The sequence below is a fragment of the Massilia sp. 05N420 genome, assembly GCF_056397205.1.
The window spans coordinates 31,400-50,451 of record NZ_JBFTMX010000018.1; the positions used below are offsets into that span (position 1 = coordinate 31,400).

Annotated in this window: 21 protein-coding genes; 10 read left to right on the top strand and 11 right to left on the bottom strand. The window is 62.6% G+C overall.

Features of this window, described 5'->3' with window-relative positions; translation table 11 throughout:
• Positions 1-429, top strand: coding sequence for an HNH endonuclease (locus AC1DIX_RS14525; protein ID WP_477325252.1), 429 nt, complete (start codon positions 1-3; stop codon positions 427-429).
• Between the two features lie 195 nt (positions 430-624).
• Complete coding sequence (locus AC1DIX_RS14530) at positions 625-1,614, top strand: DUF6896 domain-containing protein (protein WP_477325254.1); 990 nt, start codon at positions 625-627, stop codon at positions 1,612-1,614.
• A 486-nt stretch (positions 1,615-2,100) separates the two neighbouring features.
• Here AC1DIX_RS14530 and AC1DIX_RS14535 read toward each other — a convergent pair whose 3' ends face one another.
• Complete coding sequence (locus AC1DIX_RS14535; protein ID WP_442124638.1) at positions 2,101-2,481, bottom strand: GYD domain-containing protein; 381 nt, start codon at positions 2,479-2,481, stop codon at positions 2,101-2,103.
• Positions 2,482-2,641: 160 nt separating this feature from the next.
• On the opposite strand from AC1DIX_RS14535, the gene AC1DIX_RS14540 reads away from it, so the two are divergent.
• Positions 2,642-3,280, top strand: coding sequence for an outer membrane beta-barrel protein (locus tag AC1DIX_RS14540; RefSeq protein ID WP_477325256.1), 639 nt, complete (start codon positions 2,642-2,644; stop codon positions 3,278-3,280).
• A gap of 22 nt (positions 3,281-3,302) precedes the next feature.
• On the opposite strand, the gene tfpB is transcribed toward AC1DIX_RS14540, so the two are convergent.
• From tfpB to AC1DIX_RS14555, 3 genes are all read right to left on the bottom strand, one after another.
• Positions 3,303-5,117, bottom strand: a complete 1,815-nt coding sequence (gene tfpB / locus AC1DIX_RS14545; RefSeq protein ID WP_477325258.1) for a type IV pilus assembly ATPase TfpB — start codon at positions 5,115-5,117, stop codon at positions 3,303-3,305.
• Positions 5,118-5,121: 4 nt separating this feature from the next.
• Positions 5,122-5,958 carry a spermine/spermidine synthase domain-containing protein gene (locus AC1DIX_RS14550; RefSeq protein WP_477325260.1) on the bottom strand — a complete coding sequence of 279 codons (837 nt, stop codon included), beginning with the start codon at positions 5,956-5,958 and terminating at the stop codon, positions 5,122-5,124.
• Between the two features lie 152 nt (positions 5,959-6,110).
• Positions 6,111-6,626, bottom strand: coding sequence for a glycine zipper 2TM domain-containing protein (locus AC1DIX_RS14555; protein WP_442124642.1), 516 nt, complete (start codon positions 6,624-6,626; stop codon positions 6,111-6,113).
• 320 nt (positions 6,627-6,946) lie between these two features.
• Here AC1DIX_RS14555 and AC1DIX_RS14560 point away from each other — a divergent pair, with 320 nt between their 5' ends.
• The 7 genes from AC1DIX_RS14560 to AC1DIX_RS14590 all read left to right on the top strand — a co-directional run bounded on the left by AC1DIX_RS14560 (position 6,947) and on the right by AC1DIX_RS14590 (position 13,757).
• Positions 6,947-7,396, top strand: coding sequence for a barstar family protein (locus AC1DIX_RS14560; protein WP_442124643.1), 450 nt, complete (start codon positions 6,947-6,949; stop codon positions 7,394-7,396).
• A 200-nt stretch (positions 7,397-7,596) separates the two neighbouring features.
• Positions 7,597-8,214: a phosphoribosylglycinamide formyltransferase gene (gene purN, locus AC1DIX_RS14565; RefSeq protein WP_442124644.1), complete on the top strand. Its 618-nt coding sequence runs from the start codon at positions 7,597-7,599 to the stop codon at positions 8,212-8,214.
• A 15-nt stretch (positions 8,215-8,229) separates the two neighbouring features.
• A complete protein-coding gene (locus tag AC1DIX_RS14570; protein WP_477325263.1) occupies positions 8,230-9,540 on the top strand; it encodes an RsmB/NOP family class I SAM-dependent RNA methyltransferase in 1,311 nt (436 codons plus the stop codon).
• 5 nt (positions 9,541-9,545) lie between these two features.
• Entirely contained in the window at positions 9,546-10,877 is a 1,332-nt protein-coding gene (locus AC1DIX_RS14575) for a mechanosensitive ion channel family protein (protein ID WP_442124646.1), read from the top strand.
• A 118-nt stretch (positions 10,878-10,995) separates the two neighbouring features.
• The gene (locus AC1DIX_RS14580; protein ID WP_442124647.1) at positions 10,996-12,207 is read left to right on the top strand and encodes a DesA family fatty acid desaturase; all 1,212 of its coding nucleotides are present in this window, start codon (positions 10,996-10,998) and stop codon (positions 12,205-12,207) included.
• Positions 12,208-12,406: 199 nt separating this feature from the next.
• On the top strand, positions 12,407-12,637 hold the full coding sequence (locus AC1DIX_RS14585) for a hypothetical protein (RefSeq protein ID WP_477325266.1): 231 nt from the start codon (positions 12,407-12,409) through the stop codon (positions 12,635-12,637).
• A gap of 49 nt (positions 12,638-12,686) precedes the next feature.
• Complete coding sequence (locus AC1DIX_RS14590) at positions 12,687-13,757, top strand: GGDEF domain-containing protein (protein WP_477325268.1); 1,071 nt, start codon at positions 12,687-12,689, stop codon at positions 13,755-13,757.
• Positions 13,758-13,762: 5 nt separating this feature from the next.
• Here the strand turns inward: AC1DIX_RS14590 and AC1DIX_RS14595 are convergent, their stop codons facing one another.
• The 7 genes from AC1DIX_RS14595 to radC form a co-directional block, all read right to left on the bottom strand.
• Positions 13,763-14,044, bottom strand: a complete 282-nt coding sequence (locus AC1DIX_RS14595) for a hypothetical protein (protein ID WP_442123346.1) — start codon at positions 14,042-14,044, stop codon at positions 13,763-13,765.
• Positions 14,045-14,130: 86 nt separating this feature from the next.
• Positions 14,131-15,249: a hypothetical protein gene (locus AC1DIX_RS14600; protein WP_477325270.1), complete on the bottom strand. Its 1,119-nt coding sequence runs from the start codon at positions 15,247-15,249 to the stop codon at positions 14,131-14,133.
• 167 nt (positions 15,250-15,416) lie between these two features.
• Positions 15,417-15,584 (bottom strand): 50S ribosomal protein L33, encoded by a 168-nt coding sequence (gene rpmG / locus AC1DIX_RS14605; protein ID WP_005665735.1) that lies wholly within the window; start codon positions 15,582-15,584, stop codon positions 15,417-15,419.
• Positions 15,585-15,597: 13 nt separating this feature from the next.
• Complete coding sequence (rpmB, locus tag AC1DIX_RS14610; protein WP_025511730.1) at positions 15,598-15,834, bottom strand: 50S ribosomal protein L28; 237 nt, start codon at positions 15,832-15,834, stop codon at positions 15,598-15,600.
• Positions 15,835-16,002: 168 nt separating this feature from the next.
• Positions 16,003-16,527 carry an NADPH-dependent FMN reductase gene (locus AC1DIX_RS14615; RefSeq protein WP_477252964.1) on the bottom strand — a complete coding sequence of 175 codons (525 nt, stop codon included), beginning with the start codon at positions 16,525-16,527 and terminating at the stop codon, positions 16,003-16,005.
• Complete coding sequence (locus tag AC1DIX_RS14620) at positions 16,524-17,036, bottom strand: DUF2199 domain-containing protein (RefSeq protein ID WP_477325272.1); 513 nt, start codon at positions 17,034-17,036, stop codon at positions 16,524-16,526. The genes AC1DIX_RS14615 and AC1DIX_RS14620 overlap by 4 nt, the downstream gene beginning before the upstream one ends.
• A 1,273-nt stretch (positions 17,037-18,309) precedes the next feature.
• Complete coding sequence (radC, locus tag AC1DIX_RS14625) at positions 18,310-18,984, bottom strand: RadC family protein (protein ID WP_477325274.1); 675 nt, start codon at positions 18,982-18,984, stop codon at positions 18,310-18,312.
• Positions 18,985-19,052 lie beyond the last annotated feature (68 nt).

Genomic DNA, 19,052 nt, shown 5'->3' on the forward strand with positions numbered 1-19,052 from the left:
ATGCAACGCGGAAAAAATGTCGTTAGCATTAAAAATGAGTTTACGTGGGAGGAAATCCCGAGCACTGACCTAAAACGCTTAGCGAAGAACCTACAAAGTCGTGCTCGCGCGGACGACGAGTTAAAATTATCGCTTCAAAAGTGTCTTGAATATACCGAACGAGTGTTGAAGGACCAAAAGGGCACTTGCCTTTTGGCCGGTGGAATTTCGAAGTACTGTTGGAACGAACCTCGTGTTTCGAAACCGCATCTGATGTTACAGTGGTCACATAAAGTTCCAGTCGCGCATACTCCGAAAAAAACTATAGAAAACTTTATTCTGCTGTGCGCACGCTGCAATAATCAGCTTCAATCTTCGCGAACACTTACACAACTTAAAGAAGAGCTTATTCATAAGCTGAAATTTCTCAACTCGTTAGCTGAAGAATGATCGATCAAAAATTCGGTTATGCGTGCGTACACGTGTCGTGGTGACTTAAGCCATACAATCATCCGTCCTTGTTAGGCACGACAGATGGTGGCGATTCAAGTAGGTGAACTGATCAGGTTAGCGACATGGATATAAAGGCACTTGTGCTTTGATGATTCCACTTTAATCTGCAAATATACAACAAATGGGGTGCGCATGGATAGAAACCTTGAACGGTTAATCACTGAATTTCAATCACGAGTACGAGACGCGGTAGTATTGATGTATAGATCTGGCATACCTGTGCCGTACAGTTCGTTCGCATGGTTACGAGCTGAGATCCCAGGGACTGGAATCCTTGGCGGCGGCGCCGAATACTTCAAGCACGGCGCCGGCTGCAAGGTGCGATTTGAAACAGGTGCGGTAGACTTCGACTTTGGCGATAACGGCGAGATCGACGGATTCGATCTTTGGCGGTTGACCAATTTTTGTAGAGACGACCTTCAATTTTTTGGCTTTGACAGCGCGGAGCAAATAGAACAATCCTTCAACGCTGCATTAGCCTGCGGCGAGCTAGAACAGTCCAGAGGCGGTCTATGCTATTTGGCAACTACTCCTCGAATGCTTGCCGTAGATATCGATTCCACTCAACCTGGCGACACGCTTCCAAGTCAAAATCACGATATGGTTATGACCCTGTATGCGCACTATTTCGAAGCGGCGGACCTGATGCGTGAAAATTTTGAAAAGCTTGATGCAAAGTTAAAGAAGAAAGGAAAGCTGAGTCGCAATGACGAAGTGCAAAATAGGATTTATTTCTTTACTTGGCTCGGATTTCTCTGGGCCACGTGTGAGGGCTTCACAAAAAATATTAATATGCGTCAATTGCTTGCGAACGAGCGGCCTCAAAAGTTTAAGGAGTTATTACCGGAATCAGATGCTTTAGGGAAATTGATCAAAGCACATTTTCACCCTCTTAGAGAGGTCAGAAACAACGTATTTCACCTTCGCGACAATCCAGAGAAAATTCGAAGCTTCTTTTCGAAAGAAGAAGATCGCCTTTCTTGGGCCCTTGAACTTCACGACGCTTTGAAACGTTTCTTCTCAAATTATCGGATTCAGTGCGCGGTCCACTACGCGATAAATGGTCGAAAAGGCGAGATAGATATCGGTCGAGGCCGCACTCGGCGCACATTTAGCGCGTAGTCGGATTTTCTTGGTTTTTGCCGTTACCGCTCGGTTACAAGCCGTTTTCAACGCCTTGTAGTGAGCGTGCAGCGCGCCATTCGTAGTGGAGTCGGGGCAGATCCCGCGTTATGCGCAGCGTGCACGCACCGCCAAGTTCGGTTCCGATCTCAACGCATCGAGCTATCGACACGGCGCGTTCTGGTCGCTCTCTGGTCGGGGCCGAATACAATAAAGTCTTGCTGAAATCTATCCAAGTTAAATCAGCCTCGAACCCGATCAGAACGATAGCATTCGACATACGCTTGGGCGAGCAAGGACATACATTATGTAATCCGATAGAATGGCGCGCAACTTATCTCGCAACCGCTGATGCTACGAGCACTTTTAATCCGTTGGTCGCTGGTTCGAGCCCAGCACGGCCTACCACGAATTCGCAGTAAAACAAGACGCCAGCCTTCGGGTTGGCGTTTTCGTTTGCACAGCCATGCCAGGCCGATTTCCGTATCACGAACCGCCCGCCAGATGCCCGCCTTCGCCTTCCCAGTTGGCGACTTCATAGGGCAGGTCCTGGCCGGGTGGACGGTAGGTGCCGGTCCTGGTCACGGCCCGGTCGATTTCCTGGGCCGTCAGCAATACCGTCGTCTTGCAGCTGGTGACGCCGGCGGCGTTCACCCTGAGCGACAGGGCCGCGGCGCTCGTGTTGTCGGGCAGTTCGCCGATGATGATGACATCCCTGTCGCCGAACACGTAATAGAAGGCTTCCACTGTGCCGCCGAGCGAGGCGAACAATTCGTCGACGGCCTCGCGCCGCCGCGTGCCGCCTTCCTTCATCAGGCCATTGATGCCTTTGCTGAGATAGTTCGCTTCCACGAGATACTTAGCCATGTCTGTCTCCATCCGGATGTCCAGCAATTGACCACTTCCCGCGCGCGGCGGCATACTATCCGCCGCATCGACGTATGTATGACGCTAACAATTCGTGACAGCTTTGGCAATAGCGAACTGTTATCCTTTTCCCGATCCAGGCAAAAGGGGGGAAGAAGACATGAAAGCGTTCGGTTTCGCATTGGCCGCGGCGGCCCTGGCCGGCGGCAGCGCCCAGGCGCAACTGGCGGATCCGGCATCCCAGGCCCGGCTGCAGTCCAGGCCTTCGCCGGAAGCCAAGGCATTCGCCAGGATCCCTGCGCCCTTCGAGCCCGCCTATGTGGTCAACGAGGGTGAGCATCCCTTTACCGGGCTGTTCGACGGCTGGCGCAGCGACCCACGCCTGGCCGCCGGCATCAACCTGAACCGCTATCTCGCGCTCGAGATGGGTTACCGCGAACGCAAGGACCGCGGCTTCCACGCGATCGACCCGCGCGATCCGCTGGATACCACCGGCGCCCTCGGCACCAAGGGTTTCCACAGCTATTTCTCGGTGAAGGCGACGGCGCCGATCACCGATAAATTGTCGGCCTACGGTAACCTGGGCATTGCCTACAGCGAGCGCCGCGGGGCCGATGCCCTCGGCAAGAACGAGCCGAACACCGACATCGGCCCCTACGCCAGGCTCGGCGCGCAGTACAAGCTGAACGACAAAGCCTCGGTGACCGTGGAAAGCCAGAACTTCGGCAACACGTCCCAGAAATGGGGCAATGACACCAATGCCAGCGGCGTGAACGCCAAGCTGAAACTCGGCTTTTGAAGCGCTGGCGAGATCTGCGGTTCTACGACAGTGCGGACGTGACCTTTAACACCTCTTCTGCCGTCGTCACCCCTTCCACCACCTTGTAAGCGCCGGCAATGCGCAGCGGTTTCATGCCATCCGCGACGCTCTGCTGGCGCAGCGCCGCCAGATCCGTCACTTCCTGGATCAGGTGGGTGAAGTTTTCCGTCACCGTCGCCAGTTCGTAGATGCCGGTGCGGCCGCGAAAGCCCGTCTGGCGGCACTCGGGACAGCCGACCGGGCGGTAGACCGTGGCCGGCTTCGGGATTTCCAGGGTCCCGACCATGCTGTTCCAGACGTCGTCGCTCAGTTCGCCGTCCGGGCTCTTGCAGTGCGCGCACAGGGTGCGCACCAGGCGCTGGGCCATGATGCCGCTCAGCGTCGAGCCCAGCAGGTACCAGGGCACGCCCAGTTCCAGCAAGCGCATCACGCTCGAGGGCGCGTCGTTGGTATGCAGGGTCGACAGCACCAGGTGGCCGGTCAGGGCCGCCTGGATCGCCATCTCGGCCGTCTCCAGGTCGCGGATCTCGCCGATCATGATGATGTCCGGGTCCTGGCGCATCAGTGCGCGCACGCCGTCGGCGAAGGACAGGTCGATGCCGGGCTGGACCTGCATCTGGTTGAAAGCCGCTTCCACCATCTCGATCGGGTCTTCGACCGTGCAGACGTTCACTTCGCTGGTGGCCAGCGCTTTCAGGGTCGTGTACAGGGTCGTGGTCTTGCCCGAGCCGGTCGGTCCCGTCACCAGGATGATGCCGTGCGGGCGCTTGGTGAGCGCGTCCCAGCGCCGCGCGTCGTCGGGCGGGAAGCCCAGTTCCGGCAGGGTTTTCACGACCACTTCCGGGTCGAAGATGCGCATGACGAGCTTTTCGCCGAAGGCGGTCGGCATCGTGGATAGACGGAGCTCGACTTCCTGCCCGGGGTTTGAACCTGAATTGGTCCTGGTCTTGATGCGGCCGTCCTGCGGGCGGCGTTTTTCAATGACGTCCATCCGGCCCAGCAGCTTGATGCGGGCGGTCATCGCGATCATCACCACGGCCGGCACCTGATACACCTGGTGCAGCACGCCGTCGATGCGGAAGCGGATCACGCCGGATTCGCGCTTCGGCTCGAGGTGGATGTCGGAGGCCCGCTGGTCGAAGGCGTAGCTCCACAGCCAGTCGACGATGTTGACGATGTGCTGGTCGTTGGCGTCGACCTGCTTGTGCGTCTTGCCCAGTTCGACCAGTTGCTCGAAGTTGTTGCGCAGCGCGAGGTCCTGGCCGCTCGACTTGTTGGCGTCGCGGATCGACTTGGCCAGGCTGAAGAACTGGGAAATGTACTGGGCGATGTCGAGCGGATTCGCCAGCACCAGTTCGATGCGCCGGCGCGAGATGCGGGCGATCTCGTCCTGCCACTCGGTGTGGAAGGGATCGGCGGTCGCCACCACCAGGGCGTCGCCCTTGAGTTCGATCGGCAGGATGTTGAAGCGCGCCGCATAGCTGGCCGACATCACGTCCGCCACCTTCGTAAAATCGATCTTCAGCGGATCGATGCGGAGAAAGGGCAGGCCGACCTTGTCCGCACACCATTCGCTCAGTACGTCCAGGGTCAGCAGCCGGTGCGGCGGCCTGGCGGAGACGATCTTGCACTGGGCGACCGCCGTGAGCGGATGCATCGAGCCCACCGCATTCTTGAGGATCCCCTGGGCCTGCGCAAAGTGCGGCTTGACCGTCGATTTCTCGACGATGCCATCGGCCAGCAGCCACGAAAAGAGGGTCTGCAGGTCGAGCGCCCTGGGCCTGGTGGACTTCGATGCGGCGGTCGGGGCGTTCATGGCGTCAGCGTTTGTCGGCGGCGAGGGCTGCCTGCAGACCCTTGACCCAGGACTTGGCCGGCAGCTTGGTGGCGGCCACGATCTGCGCGGCGCGGGCCGCCAGGCGTTCGGAGTCGAGGTCTGGCTTGTTCTTGAAGCACAGCGCGACCACGTTGCCTTCGTGGACTTCGGGCAGGCAGATCACGGTGTCGAAGGCGAAGCGCATGGCCTTGATGTTCTTTTTAAAACTCGGATGATCGCCGAACAGGTTGACGGTCATGATGCCACCCTCGGCCAGGCAGGCGTTGCAGGCCTGGTAGAACTCGGGCGTGTCCAGCACCGGGCCGCGTGCGGTGGCGTCGTAGAGGTCGCACTGCAGGATGTCGAAGGCGTCGTGGTTGGCGTCGTCCAGCACGAAGTCCATCGCATCCATTTCCAGCACCTGCAGGTGCTCGTCGTCGGAGGGCAGCTTGAACATCGACGAGCAGATCGCGATCACCGACGGATTCAGCTCGACCGCGGTGACCAGGGCTTGCGGGAACTGGCGGTAGCAGAACTTGGTCAATGTAGCGGCGCCCAGGCCCAGCTGGGCGATGGCGCGCGGCTGTTCGATGAACAGCATCCAGGCCATCATCTGCTGCGCGTATTCGAGTTCCGGCCAGTCCGGTTTGCGGATGCGCATCGCGCCCTGGACCCATTCGGTGCCGAAGTGCAGGTAGCGCACGCCGTCCTGTTCGGACAGGGTGACGGGAGCGAATTTCGGCTTGCGCGCGGCAGGTTTGGTTTTCGATGCGGCGGCGGGCGCGGAAGCGGGGCGGCGCGAGGATTCGGCCAGTTCGATGGATTTGCGTTTGATGAGCATAGGACGACCTGAAGGGAACATCCTATTATCGGGGGGAGGCTTCCCCAGTGCAAGCAACGCACCGGGGAAGGGCAGCAGGCTGATGCTGCGGAGGCACTGACGACGCGGAAGAGGAGGGGGGCCGCCGCGCCGGTAGAACTTGTTGCCGAGGCTTACTGGTACTGGTCCGGCTCGACCGACACGCGCAGGCGGACGCGGTTGCCCGGATCGCGGTTCATGACGGTGTTGAAGGTCTGGCCGCGGTAGTTGTAGGTCACGTCGTAGCCGTTGGTGCGCTGTTCGACGGATTCCACGGTACGGCAGCGCTGCACGGCCTGTTCCTGGGTGCCGGCGTAGCCGCCGCGGCCGTCGTTTTCGACGTGGTCGCCGACCATCGCACCGGCGATCGCACCGGCTGCTGCCGCGGCGACCTTGCCGTTGCCGCCGCCGACCTGGCTGCCCAGCAGGGCGCCGGCGATGCCGCCGACCACCGTGCCGCCCTGGCCGCGCTGCTGCTGGACCGGGGCTTGCACATAGTCGGTGCGGCATTCGCGGCGCGGGGTGCGGATCTGCTCGACGCGCGGCTGCACACGCACGACTTGGCCGAAATCTTCGAAGTCGCCAGCCTGGGCCAGCGGCAGGGCGCAGACGCCCACGGCGGAAAGAATCAGTTTGGCTTTGAAGTTCATGTTCATACCTCGTTTTGGTGTGCTTGTGTGCTTGGTGTTCTAAATTAGTTGGAAACTTACTGCCATGAGTGAATGTTACCGCTAGTCGACTGGATAGGGCGATCCTCGTGGCAACAAAATGTAACAGCCATGCAGATACGTCACAGAGTGGAAATCTGTGTAAAAAGCCTTAATTCAGGCTGAAAGAGCCCGACAATTCTTACAAATATGGCTTGCGCGTCCATATTCGGGTTGATCTGGATACCACAAAACGTTACCCTTACGGGACTAAGGGTTTTAACGGTGGGAAACTAGAGGGGAACTTGAGGATTGAGGGGAAAATGAGTTTGTTGATGAGAGTGCCGCCTAATCTTGTGCAGTCGATCCGTGCCTATCGTGCCACGGAACTGCAGAAGGAAGCAGGCCGCCTTGGCCATCACTTCCTCTATGCGCATTGCGCCAACGCCCTCACCAAGCAGCAAGTCTGCGCCCGCATCGGCGAGCAGTTCACCTTCCCCCGCCAGTGCAGCAAGAATTTCGAGGCGTTGCGTAATTGCATCACCAACGTGATCGCCGAAGCCGGGCCGCAGCCCGGTTTCATCGCCGTCCTCGACCAATTGCCGAATACGCAAAAATTCGACAAGGAAGCCCGCGAAACCCTGCTCGACGTTTTTCGCGACGCCGCCGAATTCTGGGCCGAGAAAAAAGTCCCGTTCCGCGTGTTTTATTCGTTTGAAGAGCCGCAGTCGCTGCAATCGGTGGGTTGGGTTGGGGCGCGGCCGTTTGAATAATTGCCGCGGCGTGTGAACGGCTGGCGGCATATAAACGTACGGCCTGCGGCATATAATCGTCGTCCCCGCGAAGGCGGGGATCCAAGTTCTGCTTGAGCTAACGAAACGCCTGCAATCTTGGGTCCCCGCCTGCGCGGGGACAACGTTTCCGGCAATGTCGGGGACGACGCGGGAGCGTCGCCGGGTTACAATGCGCGCTTATGAAAAATATCGTGATCCTTATTTCTGGCCGCGGCAGCAATATGGAAGCCATCGTGCGGGCGCGCGAAGCGCAGCAGTGGCCGGCCCGCATCGCCGCCGTGATCAGCAATAAGCCTGACGCCCAAGGTCTCGCGTTCGCGCAGGCGCACGGCATTCCGACCGCGGTGGTCGACCACAAGGCCTACGCTTCGCGCGAAGCCTTCGACGCGGCCCTGCAGCAGACCATCGACGGCTACCAGGCAGACCTGGTGGTGCTGGCCGGCTTCATGCGTATCCTGACCGGCGGCTTCGTCGAGCACTACGCCGGCCGCATGTTGAATATCCATCCTTCGCTGCTGCCGCTGTTCCCCGGACTGCACACGCACCGGCAGGCCTTGACAGCGGGCGTGGCGGAGCATGGCGCCACCGTGCATTTCGTCACCGCCGAGCTGGACCACGGCCCGAGCGTGCTGCAGGCGCGCATCCCCGTGCTGCCGGGCGACACGGAGGACAGCCTGGCGCAGCGCCTGCTGGCCGAGGAACACATCATTTATCCGCAAGCGGTGCGCCTGTTCGTCGAAGACAGGCTCAGCATCGCCGACGGCGAAGTCCGCATCGCCGAGACCACCAGTATTTAAAATTCAAGGAATTACATGAGATTGCCACCCGCGATCCTCGGCAATGCTGAAGAAGTATTGCGCGAGATCCTGCGCTTCACGTCGCCGGCCGACGTCACCCTGTCGCGCTACTTCAAGGACCATCCCCGCCTGGGCGGCCGCGAGCGCGGCGCCATCGCCGAATGCGTCTATTCCGTCCTGCGCAACAAGAACTTCTTCACCGAATTCGGCGGCTTCGGCACCGGCGCCAGCGCCACCATGCGTCGCCTGGTCCTGCTCGGCATGGCCGACGCTGTCGGCGCCGAGTCGCTGGGCGGCCTGAGCGAAGATGAAAACGCCTTCCTGGAACGCATCAAGGAAATCGACCGTTCGCTGCTGCCGCCGAAGAAGCTCGCCAACCTGCCGGACTGGCTGTACGACAAGTTCGTGGCCCAGTACGGCGAGGAAGAGACCCTGCAACTGGCCGCCGTGCTGAACACGCCGGCGCCGCTCGACCTGCGCGTCAACACCCTGAAGGCCGACCGCGAGAAAGTCATCGCCGAACTGGCGACCGCCCCGATCATCGCCGAGCCCACGCCGTATGCGCCGACTGGCCTGCGCATCCGCAAGAAGCCGGCGCTGCAGAACCTGCCGCTGTTCAAGGAAGGCGCGATCGAAGTCCAGGACGAGGGCAGCCAGGTGCTGGCCCAGCTGCTGGGCGCGCGCCGCGGCGAGATGGTGGTCGACTTCTGCGCCGGTGCCGGCGGCAAGACCCTGGCCATCGGCGCCATCATGCGCAGCTCCGGCCGCCTGTATGCCTTCGACGTCTCCGAGAAGCGTTTGAGCAAGCTGAAGCCGCGCCTGGCGCGCAGCGGCCTGTCGAACGTGCACCCGGTGGTGATCGCGCACGAGCGCGACGCCAAGGTCAAGCGCCTGGCCGGCAAGATCGACCGCGTGCTGGTCGACGCGCCGTGCTCGGGCATGGGCACGCTGCGCCGCAATCCGGACGTGAAATGGCGCCAGCAGCCGGAAGACATCGCCGAGCTGACCGCGAAGCAGATCTCGATCCTGGACGGCGCCTCGCGCCTGGTGAAGTTCGGCGGCCGCCTGGTCTATGCGACCTGCAGCCTGCTGGATGAGGAAAACGACGGCATCGTCGCGCAATTCCTGGCCAGCCATCCGGACTTCGAGCTGGTGCCGATGAACAAGGTACTGCTTGAGCAGCGCATTCCGCTGGAGATGGGCGACACGCTGAAAATGCTGCCGCACAAGCACGGCACCGACGGCTTCTTCGCCGCCGTGTTCGAGCGCAAGGCCGGCGCCAAGCCTGCCAAGGCGGACGAGGCCGCTGCCGAAGCCGACGAGTAAGCACCTTGGCGCCGTTGCAGCTCTCCAGCCTGATCGACAATCTGCTCGATGACCTCAGCCGGCCCGGCATGCCGTGGCAGGTCGGGTCGGTCGCGGCCAGCATCCTGATCGGCTGGCTGTGCACGGGGCTGCTGCAGGCCTGGTGGCGCCGGCGCCGCACCGCGCGCGGGATCACGCGCCACGAAGGCGTCGCCAGCCTGGCACGGGTGGCCGCGCCGCTGCTGGTGGTGGGGCTGCTCTACCTGTCCGCCTGGCTGCTGGACATGAACCGCTTCCACACGAATATCGTGAAGGTGGCGATTCCGGTGTTCTGGTCGCTGGTGGTGATCCGCGCCGCCTTCTTCCTGCTGCGGCGCGTGTTCGCGCGCCATGGCCAGCTGGGCGAGGCCTTCGTCACCTTCGAAAAAGTCTTCGCCCTGATCGTGTGGGCGGCGGTGGCGCTGTACATCACCGGCAAGTGGCCGGACATCATCCATTACCTGTACAGCACCACCTTGCAGTACGGCCCCAAGACCAGCAACAAGGTGCTGCTGGGCGACGTGCTGGAAGCCGTGATCTCGATCGCGGTGCTGCTGATGCTGGCACTGTGGGCCGGCGCGGCGCTGGAAGAACGCCTGATGGGCGTGCAGGCCCTGCACAGCTCGCTGCGCGTGGCGCTGGCGCGGGTCAGCCGCGCCGTGCTGATCGTCGGCGCCGTGCTGCTGAGCCTGAGCCAGGCCGGCCTCGACCTCACCGTGCTGTCGGTGTTCGGCGGCGCCCTCGGCGTCGGCCTGGGTCTGGGCCTGCAGCGCATCGCCAGCAACTATGTTTCGGGTTTCATCATCCTGCTCGAGCGCAGCCTCTCGATCGGCGACATGATCTCGGTCGACAAATACACCGGCAAGGTTACCCAGATCAATACCCGCTACACGGTGCTGCAGGGCCTGGACGGCGTGGAAACCGTGCTGCCGAACGAGATGCTGATCTCGGGGCCGGTGCTGAACCAGACGCTCAGCATGCGCGCGGTGCGGGCCTCGACCAAGCTCATGGTGGCCTACGGCTCCGACCTCGACGAGGTGATGCCGCTGCTGGCGGCCCAGGCCGTCGGCATCCCGCGGGTGCTGGCAACGCCGGCGCCGGGTGTATCGCTGAGCCGTTTCGCGCCGGAAGGCTACGAGCTCGACCTGGGCTTCTGGATCGGCGACCCGGAGAACGGGCAGGGCGGCGTGGTGGCCGCCATCAACAAGAAGATTTACGACCTGGTGCAATCCGGGCAGATCAAACTTGGCATCCCGTCACTTGATACTCGCCTCCTTGATGCGCATATAGCATCGGTTGTGGCGCGGATCCACAATTAAGCCTGAACTCCTTGCTGCAGAACGTGCCGCAGGTCACTGGATACGCGTAAAATGCGTATTTGCGTCATGCGGTTCGTATGACATCTCGGCGAACCAAGCCATCCATTGTGGAGTGTTAATGAATTTTCTGAGCAACATCTTCGAAGCTGTCCTGTCCTTCCTGGACGGTGGCTTGTCCGACCTGTCGGGTTGGCAGATGGTTGTGTACACGCTGATCGTGACCCACATTACGATCGCCGGCGTCACCATCTACCTGCATCGTCACCAGGCTCACCGGGCGCTCGACCTGCACCCGATCGTGAGCCATTTCTTCCGCTTCTGGCTGTGGCTGACCACTGGCCAGGTGACCAAGGAATGGGCCGCCGTGCACCGCAAGCACCACGCCAAGTGCGAGACCGTCGAAGATCCGCACAGCCCGGTCACCCGCGGCATCAAGAAAGTGCTGCTGGAAGGCGCCGAACTGTATCGCGCGGAGACCAAGAACAAGGAAACCCTGGAAAAATACGGCCACGGCTGCCCGAACGACTGGATCGAGAACAATCTGTACACCAAGTACAGCTGGCTGGGCGTGTCGATCCTGCTGCCGTTTAACGTGATGATGTTCGGCGTGGCCGGCATCACGATCTGGGCCGTGCAGATGCTGTGGATACCGATCACCGCGGCCGGCATCATCAACGGCCTGGGCCACTACACCGGCTACCGCAACTACGACTGCAACGATGCCGCCACCAACCTGCTGCCCTGGGGTATCCTGATCGGCGGCGAGGAACTGCACAACAACCACCACACCTTCGCGACCTCGGCCAAGCTGTCGAGCAAGTGGTACGAGTTCGACATCGGCTACGCCTACATCCGCATGATGGAAATGGTCGGCCTGGCCAAGGTCAAGAAGACCATTCCGAAGCCGAAGCTGGCCAAGAACAAGCTGGAAGCCGACCTCGACACGCTGCAGTCCGTCATCACCAACCGCTACGACGTGATGGCCAAGTACGCCAAGTCGGTCAAGGCTGCCTTCCGCGAGGAAGTCGAGCACCTGAAGCACAAGGCCGAGCTGGAATCGCGTTTCCTGAAGACCTCGCGCAAGCTGATGCAGCGCGAGCCGGCCAAGCTGCAGGCGCCGCAGCAGGCCCAGCTGAGCGAACTGTTCGAACACAGCAAGGTGCTGGAAACCATGCACCAGATGCGCGTGGAACTGGGCGCGATCTGGGAACGCTCGCACTCGACCCGCGACCAGCTGCTGCATCAGCTGCAGGACTGGTGCACGCGTGCGGAGGCTTCGGGCATCAAGGCGCTGCAGGAGTTTTCGCTGCGCTTGCGCAGTTACGCGTAAGCCTGCAACCGCTTTCCATCGAACGCCCCTGCCCAGGGGCGTTTTTCATTCCTGGCCGGCGTTATTTGAAACGCGGGCAAAAGTGCTGGTGGATCGCAGGCCAGGCGCGTATATTGGCCGGAAGCCAAAAGGCCAGGCGGGCAGGCTGTCCCTCCATGCAACTTTCGTTCCGCTTGATTGTCGGGAAAGACGCGTATTCATGAATGAGCGCCAACGACGTACCGACGAAGCCACCGCGAACGCTGTCGCACGCGGCTTGAACATCCTGGGTGTACGCAACGCCGCGCTAGCCCAGCGCTATATGCGCCACATGGGCGTGCCCGACGCGGTTATTGCCCGCGTGATTGCCGAACCGGAAGCGCGCCGCCGTGAGAGCGCCGGACAATCCGTGTCGGAAGCGATTACACCGTCGCCCGCGGGCGACCCATGAATCCCGTGCCCCCGGTACGCCGCGTATGAACGTGACAGTCAGGCCATTCATGAAACACGACACCGAATCCCAGCTCGAGCCAGGAAAATTGTATGCGCTGTTGACCATGGCGCGCGAGCTGTTGCAAACCGATGAAGCCGTGAGCGTACTTGAGTTGATAGGGCAGAACATCGCCGAGCTGTCCCATGCCAGCTCGGCCTTGCTGCTGGTATCCGCCGACGACGAGAGCATCATTGCTTTCGACCGTTTCGGAAAGCCACGCACCGCATTACATGACCACCCCTGGTACGAGGCGGCTGCCGCAATGCTGGCGGAGCCCCGCGGCGCCGGCTCCGGCCGGGCTGCCGCGATCCGGCCGGCGGCGCGGCGGCTCGGCCAGCGGGTGCTGGCGCTGGGCGTGCCGGCGCCGGCGGCGGTGGCTGCGCTGGTGGTCGGCTGGAACGAGGACGCAGGACTCCCGGTCTGGCAGGCGCGCCGGCGGGTGCTGTCGCCCATCCTGGAGCTGGCCGTGGCGGCGCTGAGCAGGCTGCAATCGCACAGCTCGCTGGAGCGCCTGGTTTACACGCAGTACGAACAGATGGCCGATACCGCCGAGGCTCACGCTGCGGAGCTGGCGCGTCGCGACGCGGCCGAAGGCGAGATGCGCAGGCTGTCGCTGACCGACGTGCTGACCGGCCTGCACAACCGTCGAGGCTTCTTCGTCCATGCGGAGCAGATGTTCAAGGTGGCCCAGCGCAAGCATGCGCGCAGCGCGGTCATCTTTGCCGATGTGGATGGACTCAAGCAGGTCAACGACGAGCTCGGCCATGAGGTGGGGGACAATCTGATCCGTGATGCGGCAGCCGTGTTCCAGGAATCGTTCCGCGACGCCGACGTCGTGGCACGCCTGGGTGGCGACGAGTTCGTCGCCTACACGCTCGACGACGGCCAGCCGGAAATCATCCTGTCGCGTCTGCATGCCAACCTGCATGCATTTAACCTGATGCAGGAGCGCCCCTATCGGGTCGCGTTTAGCGCCGGTATCGTCGGCTGCGACCCTGCCAGCGAACGGGATCTGCTGAATTACGTCGTGCTCGCCGACCAGCAGATGTACGCCCAGAAGCGCCGCCGCCTGCACTAGGACCGTCAGCGTCCCTGATGTTCCTGGCCGGAGCGGACTGCATCGTCCAGGCCGGCCTCGTCCATCGCGGTAGCGTGTTCCGCGCCCATGCAGTCATGCAGCGTCTGGCTGTCCTCATCGGCGAGTTCCGGTGGATCGAGCATATCGTGCAGCATGGCCTGCAGTTCCTGTGTGTCCCACGGGACGCCGTGGCGCGTCCGGTCGTGGATGTAGTGCTTGATTTCGCTGTCCTGTTCCGGAGTCAGGGGCAAGCCACGAAATGTGGCTCCCGGGTCGGTCTTGTTCATGATGCCCTCGCGCTGCTGCCAGCCTCTCAATCTACGCGCATTCTCCAGTCCCGGGCGCACGGCAACCGGTCACGCCAGGGACGGCATCAGCGGCAGGACGGCGCGCGCGGATAGCCGCAGGCAATCAATTCCCCCACCTCCGGATTCTCCAGATAGTCAAGGTGCGCCGCCACCGGGTCCTCGATCAGGCCCAGCCAGGTGCGGGCATTCGACACCAGCACGTCCGCCACCGCCACGTCGGGCGCCGCATAGCGGGCCGGCAGCAGGCGGTAGGACAGCAGGTCGTTCGGATCGGTGAAGGCGACCACGGCCAGGCGAGCGATCGATTCCGCGAGCGGGGCGGCGCCCTGGCGGCGGCGCAGTTCGAGGAAGCGCTGCAGCGAGTCGGGCGCCGTGGCCGAGCGGTTGTCGGGGCGGCGTTCGAGGTCCTGCTCGGCCAGGCCGAGGATGGGCAGCTGGTTGCCCGCCATGTACAGCAGGCCCAGGCGACGCGCGGCCTGCTGGCCCAGCGCCTGGGTCCGCGGCTGGCGCGATTCGAGCATGCTGCTCAGGGCATCGAAGAGGATCTTGCTGCCCAGGCTTTCCGCGACCACGGCCAGGGTATGGTCGCCGTTCGGGTTGCTTTCGATGATGCGCGACACCGATTCGACCATGGCGTCGCGGATCGCGTTGCGGCTGGCGCCTTCGTAGATCACGGCATCGGACAGGCAGTCGTTCAGCAGCCTGTCCTTGACGTAACCGTTCAGCCAGGCGCGCTTCGGCTTGCACTCGCCGCTGCCGGCCTGYGAACAATCGTTCGGGCTGCCGGTATTGTCGTAGTCGAGCTGGCGCTTGAGCGGTGCCGTCAGCGGCGACCAGATCAGGGCGTGGAAGCGCACCGGCGTGCCGCCGATCTGCTGGGTGCGCTCGACCAGCTGGATGCCGTTGGGCGCGGCCGCCGCCTGCTCGGGGACATTCGCCGACACGACGCCGGTGATGCGGTCGATGCCGTGATTCGCCCAGCTTGCGTCGTGGGTGCACATGCCGTGCACCAGGATGACGTCGAGCGGACGCTTGCTGCCGGTCTGGACCAGGTTGACGATGCCGGGGAAGGGCGCGCTGTCGCGGACGACGGCGGGTGGGCGGTAAGGGGTGGTGCAGGCGGCCAGCAGGCCAGGGGTCAACAGGGTCAGCAGCCGAAGCCAATTCGAAGGTGAATGCCGCATCGTTCTCTCCCCGGAAACGCCGGCCGGAGCGGTCGGCAGACGGGCTCGACTATAGCGAGCCTGGGGGTGGGAAGCGGGGCAATTCGATGACGGGCTGATCCGAGTCAACAGCAAAAAAGCCGCGCACTGCGAAGTGGGCGGCTTTTTTGGACCAGAAGAAAACCAGATTACTTGATCTTGGTTTCTTTGTAGATCACGTGCTTACGTGCTTTCGGGTCGAATTTGGTGATTTCCATCTTCGCCGGCATCGTGCGCTTGTTCTTGGTCGTGGTGTAGAAGTGACCGGTACCTGCGGTCGATTCCAGTTTGATCTTGTCGCGGCCAGTTTTTGCCATGATGACTCCCTATTTAGATTTTCTCGCCGCGGGCGCGCATATCGGCCAGCACAGCGTCAATGCCGAGCTTGTCGATGACGCGCAGGCCGGCGTTGGAAATACGCAGGGAGACCCAGCGGTTTTCGGATTCTACGAAGATGCGGCGGTTCTGCAGGTTCGGCAGAAAACGACGCTTGGTTTTGTTGTTGGCGTGGGAGACGTTGTTGCCAACCATCGGGCCCTTGCCAGTAACTTGGCAAACACGTGCCATAGCGCACTCCTTGAGTAAACTTCCACAATCGGAAAAACGAGAGTATAGCTTGAAAACAGCCGCGTAATCAACAACTTGCGAAAATAAATTGTTTCTCAAATCATCGCGTAAATTTAACAATCGTAAAATTACGCAAGTATTGCGCCGTAAGCTGCTGTTTACACACTGTTATCGGGGCCTGGCGAGGTGTTGCGCGACGGCCCGCAGGACCGCTTCGATGGCCGGGGCGAAGCGCTCGGAGGCCGCGATCGCATCGGGCGCGACGCCGGCACCGATCACGGGAATGCGCACGCAGGCATCGTCGATCAGCTCGGCCGACATCATTCGCAGTGTCTCTTTGATGCTCTCGTCCGCATGGTGGGACTGCCAGGACGGATTCAGCACCGCCACCGGCTTGCCGGCAAAGCCCGGGTGGCCGACCAGCCAGTCCAGGGTGTTCTTGATGGTGCCGGTGACGCCGTGCGCATACTCGGGACTGGCGATGAGGATGGCGTCAGCCGCGTCGACGGCCGCGTGGAGGGCGTGCACGCCTGGCGGCAGTTCGGCCAGTTCGGGATTGAAGAGAGGGAACTGCTTGTGCTCTTCGAACAGCAAGACCTCGATGCCGTCCGGCGCAAGGCGCCGGCAGGCGCGCAGCAGGCCGCCGCTCATCGATGCCGTGCGCTGGCTGCCGCACAGGGCCAGGAGCTTCATGCCTCACCGTGCATGACGGCCTCGGCGATTTCCTGGGCGCGCTGCACGCTGATGCCCTGGTGGAAATCGACCGCCAGCGGATGGTCGGACGCTTCCAGCACGATATAGGGACGCTGCTTGTTCGCGCGGGGACGGACCGAAGTCTTCATGCCGAGCGTGTCCGGATACCAGGGCAGGGCATTGCAGAACCAGCCGAAATAGCGGTCGCCGGTCTCCGGGGCGTCGTAGGTATCGACGTAGCGCTCGTAACTCGTTTCGCTGAGCGAAACCCATACGCCCCACAGGAAGGGATCGGCGACGCCATGGATCGGCACTTCGAGCACGACGCGGATGAAGAACTGGCGGCCGTCCTCGTCTTCATAGCGGCAGACATCGCTGCCCAGGTGGCCGGCTTCCTGCACGGCTTCCGGCTGGGCCAGCCAGGGATCCGGCGCGCGGAAGGAAAAGCTGGGCGAGCCTTCGTGGATCTCGTCGCAGGACGCGCATTTGAAGCTGAAGATGGCCGCCATTGGTTTGTCATTGCAGGAATAATTCCCAAGTGTAGCAGCGTGGAAGCTGCAACCGGCATGCCGGCACGTTTGTCCAAGTTCAAACCCATGCGCTGCGGATGCCGCAGTGTGGACACACCCCAGACACGAGGATGCCATGCATGACGATTCCCTGGCCAATGTGGAGCGCCCGGCCGGCGCCCCGCCGCGCCGCCCGGTCCGCCATCGGCGAGGGACTGGCGCCCGCTGCTGGCGCTGCTGGCCTGGTGCTGCGCCTGCCTCGCGATCCGTCTTGCCGAACACGGCACGCTCGAGCGCGACGAAGCGGAGATCGTCTATCTCACCCAGCAGCTGCGGCTCGGCTACGGCACCCAGCCGCCGCGGCGCCCTGGCCGTGACCGCCTCGCTGGCGCTGTTTCCCCAGCTCGGTTGGGAAGCGCTGCGCATCCAGACCCATTCGGTCCTGATGACCGCCCTCGCCTGCGCCACCCTGTGGCTCTATTTCGCCCTGCTGCGGCGGCCGACGCTGGCGCGCCATATCGGCTTTGGGGTGCTGTGCGGGCTCGGGCTGCAGACCAAGTACAACTATGGCGTGTTCCTGGCCGGCCTGCTGGTCTTGCCGCACGCCGCCTGGATGGCCGGGCATCCCGCGCTGGACTTCGGCGGCACCTTGCGCAAGATGCAGGACGGCGCCGCGGACGCGCCCTGGCTGGGGCGGGTGGGGCAGGGAGGCGTGGGTGTGCTGGAAGCGCTCGCCTCCTTCGTGGCGTTGCCTGTGCTGGCCTGGGCGGTGGTGTGCTGGCGCCGGCGCGCGCTGTGGCGCGGCCGCCTGCGCTTCGACCGGAGCGCGCCGGCCAGCCGCTTCTTCGCCTGCCTGTTTGGCGTCTGCGGGGTGCTGCTGGTGGCGCTCGCGCTGACGGGGGAGGTCGGCACGATCAAGGAACGCTGGATGATCCCGCTGCTGTTTTCGCTGCCGCTGGGCCTGTGCGTGATGTTTCCGGCGCTGGACAGGGAGGCGATCCATGCGGACATCCTGCGTATTGCCACGGTGGCCGCGCTGGGCCTGCTGCTTCTGCTGCCGGCGCGTACCTGGCTGGGCCCGGCCTTCGGCAAGATCATGACGCGCCGCGCTGGTGACGCATGCCCAGGACGCGCCGTCTGCGCTGGCGGTCTTCCATGCCGCCTGGCCGCAGGCGAGCCTGGCGCGGCGCGAGGTGGTGAGTTTGGCGCTGGAAGATGGCAGCGGCCGGCGCATGGACTTCATGCTGGCCTGTGTCGCAGGGGAAGCGCCGCGCTAGAGCTGGCCGTGCTCCGCAAACGAGTGCGCCAGCGGCCCGGCGATGATGAAATGGTCGAGCACGCGGATATCGACCAGGCCCAGCGCCTCGGACAGCGTGCGGGTCAGGCGCTGGTCGGCGTCGCTCGGCTCCGGCGAGCCGGACGGGTGGTTGTGGGCCAGCAGCACGCCGGCGGCATTGCAGGCCAGCGCTTCCTTGACCACTTCGCGCGGGTGGACGCTGGCGTGGCTCAGGGTTCCACGGAACATTTCTTTATCGGCAATTAGCCGATTCTTGATGTCTACAAACAACACCACGAAGGATTCGTAGGGGCGGCCGCCCAGCTTGATCCGCAGGTAGCGCTTGACCGATTCCGGCGAGGACAGCAGGTCGCCGGCCTGCAGCTGCTCGGCGATCGCGCGCCGGGCCAGTTCCATCACGGCCTGCATCTGCGCATACTTGGCCATGCCGAGCCCGTGCACCTCGGAAAAATCGGCCAGGGTCGCGCCGAACAGGCCGTGCAGGGAGCCGAAGTGCTGCAGCATGTCGCGCCCCAGGTCGACCGCACTCTTGCCGCGCACGCCCACCCGCAGCATCAGGGCCAGCAGCTCGGAATTGGACAGCGCCTGCGGCCCTTCGCGCACCAGGCGCTCGCGTGGCCTTTCCTGTTCGGACCAGTCATTGATACCCATTTAATCTCCCGAAGTGGAATAAAGAGGTCCTTTCGGGCGCGACAGGTGGGTTCGGCTTACAATAGCGG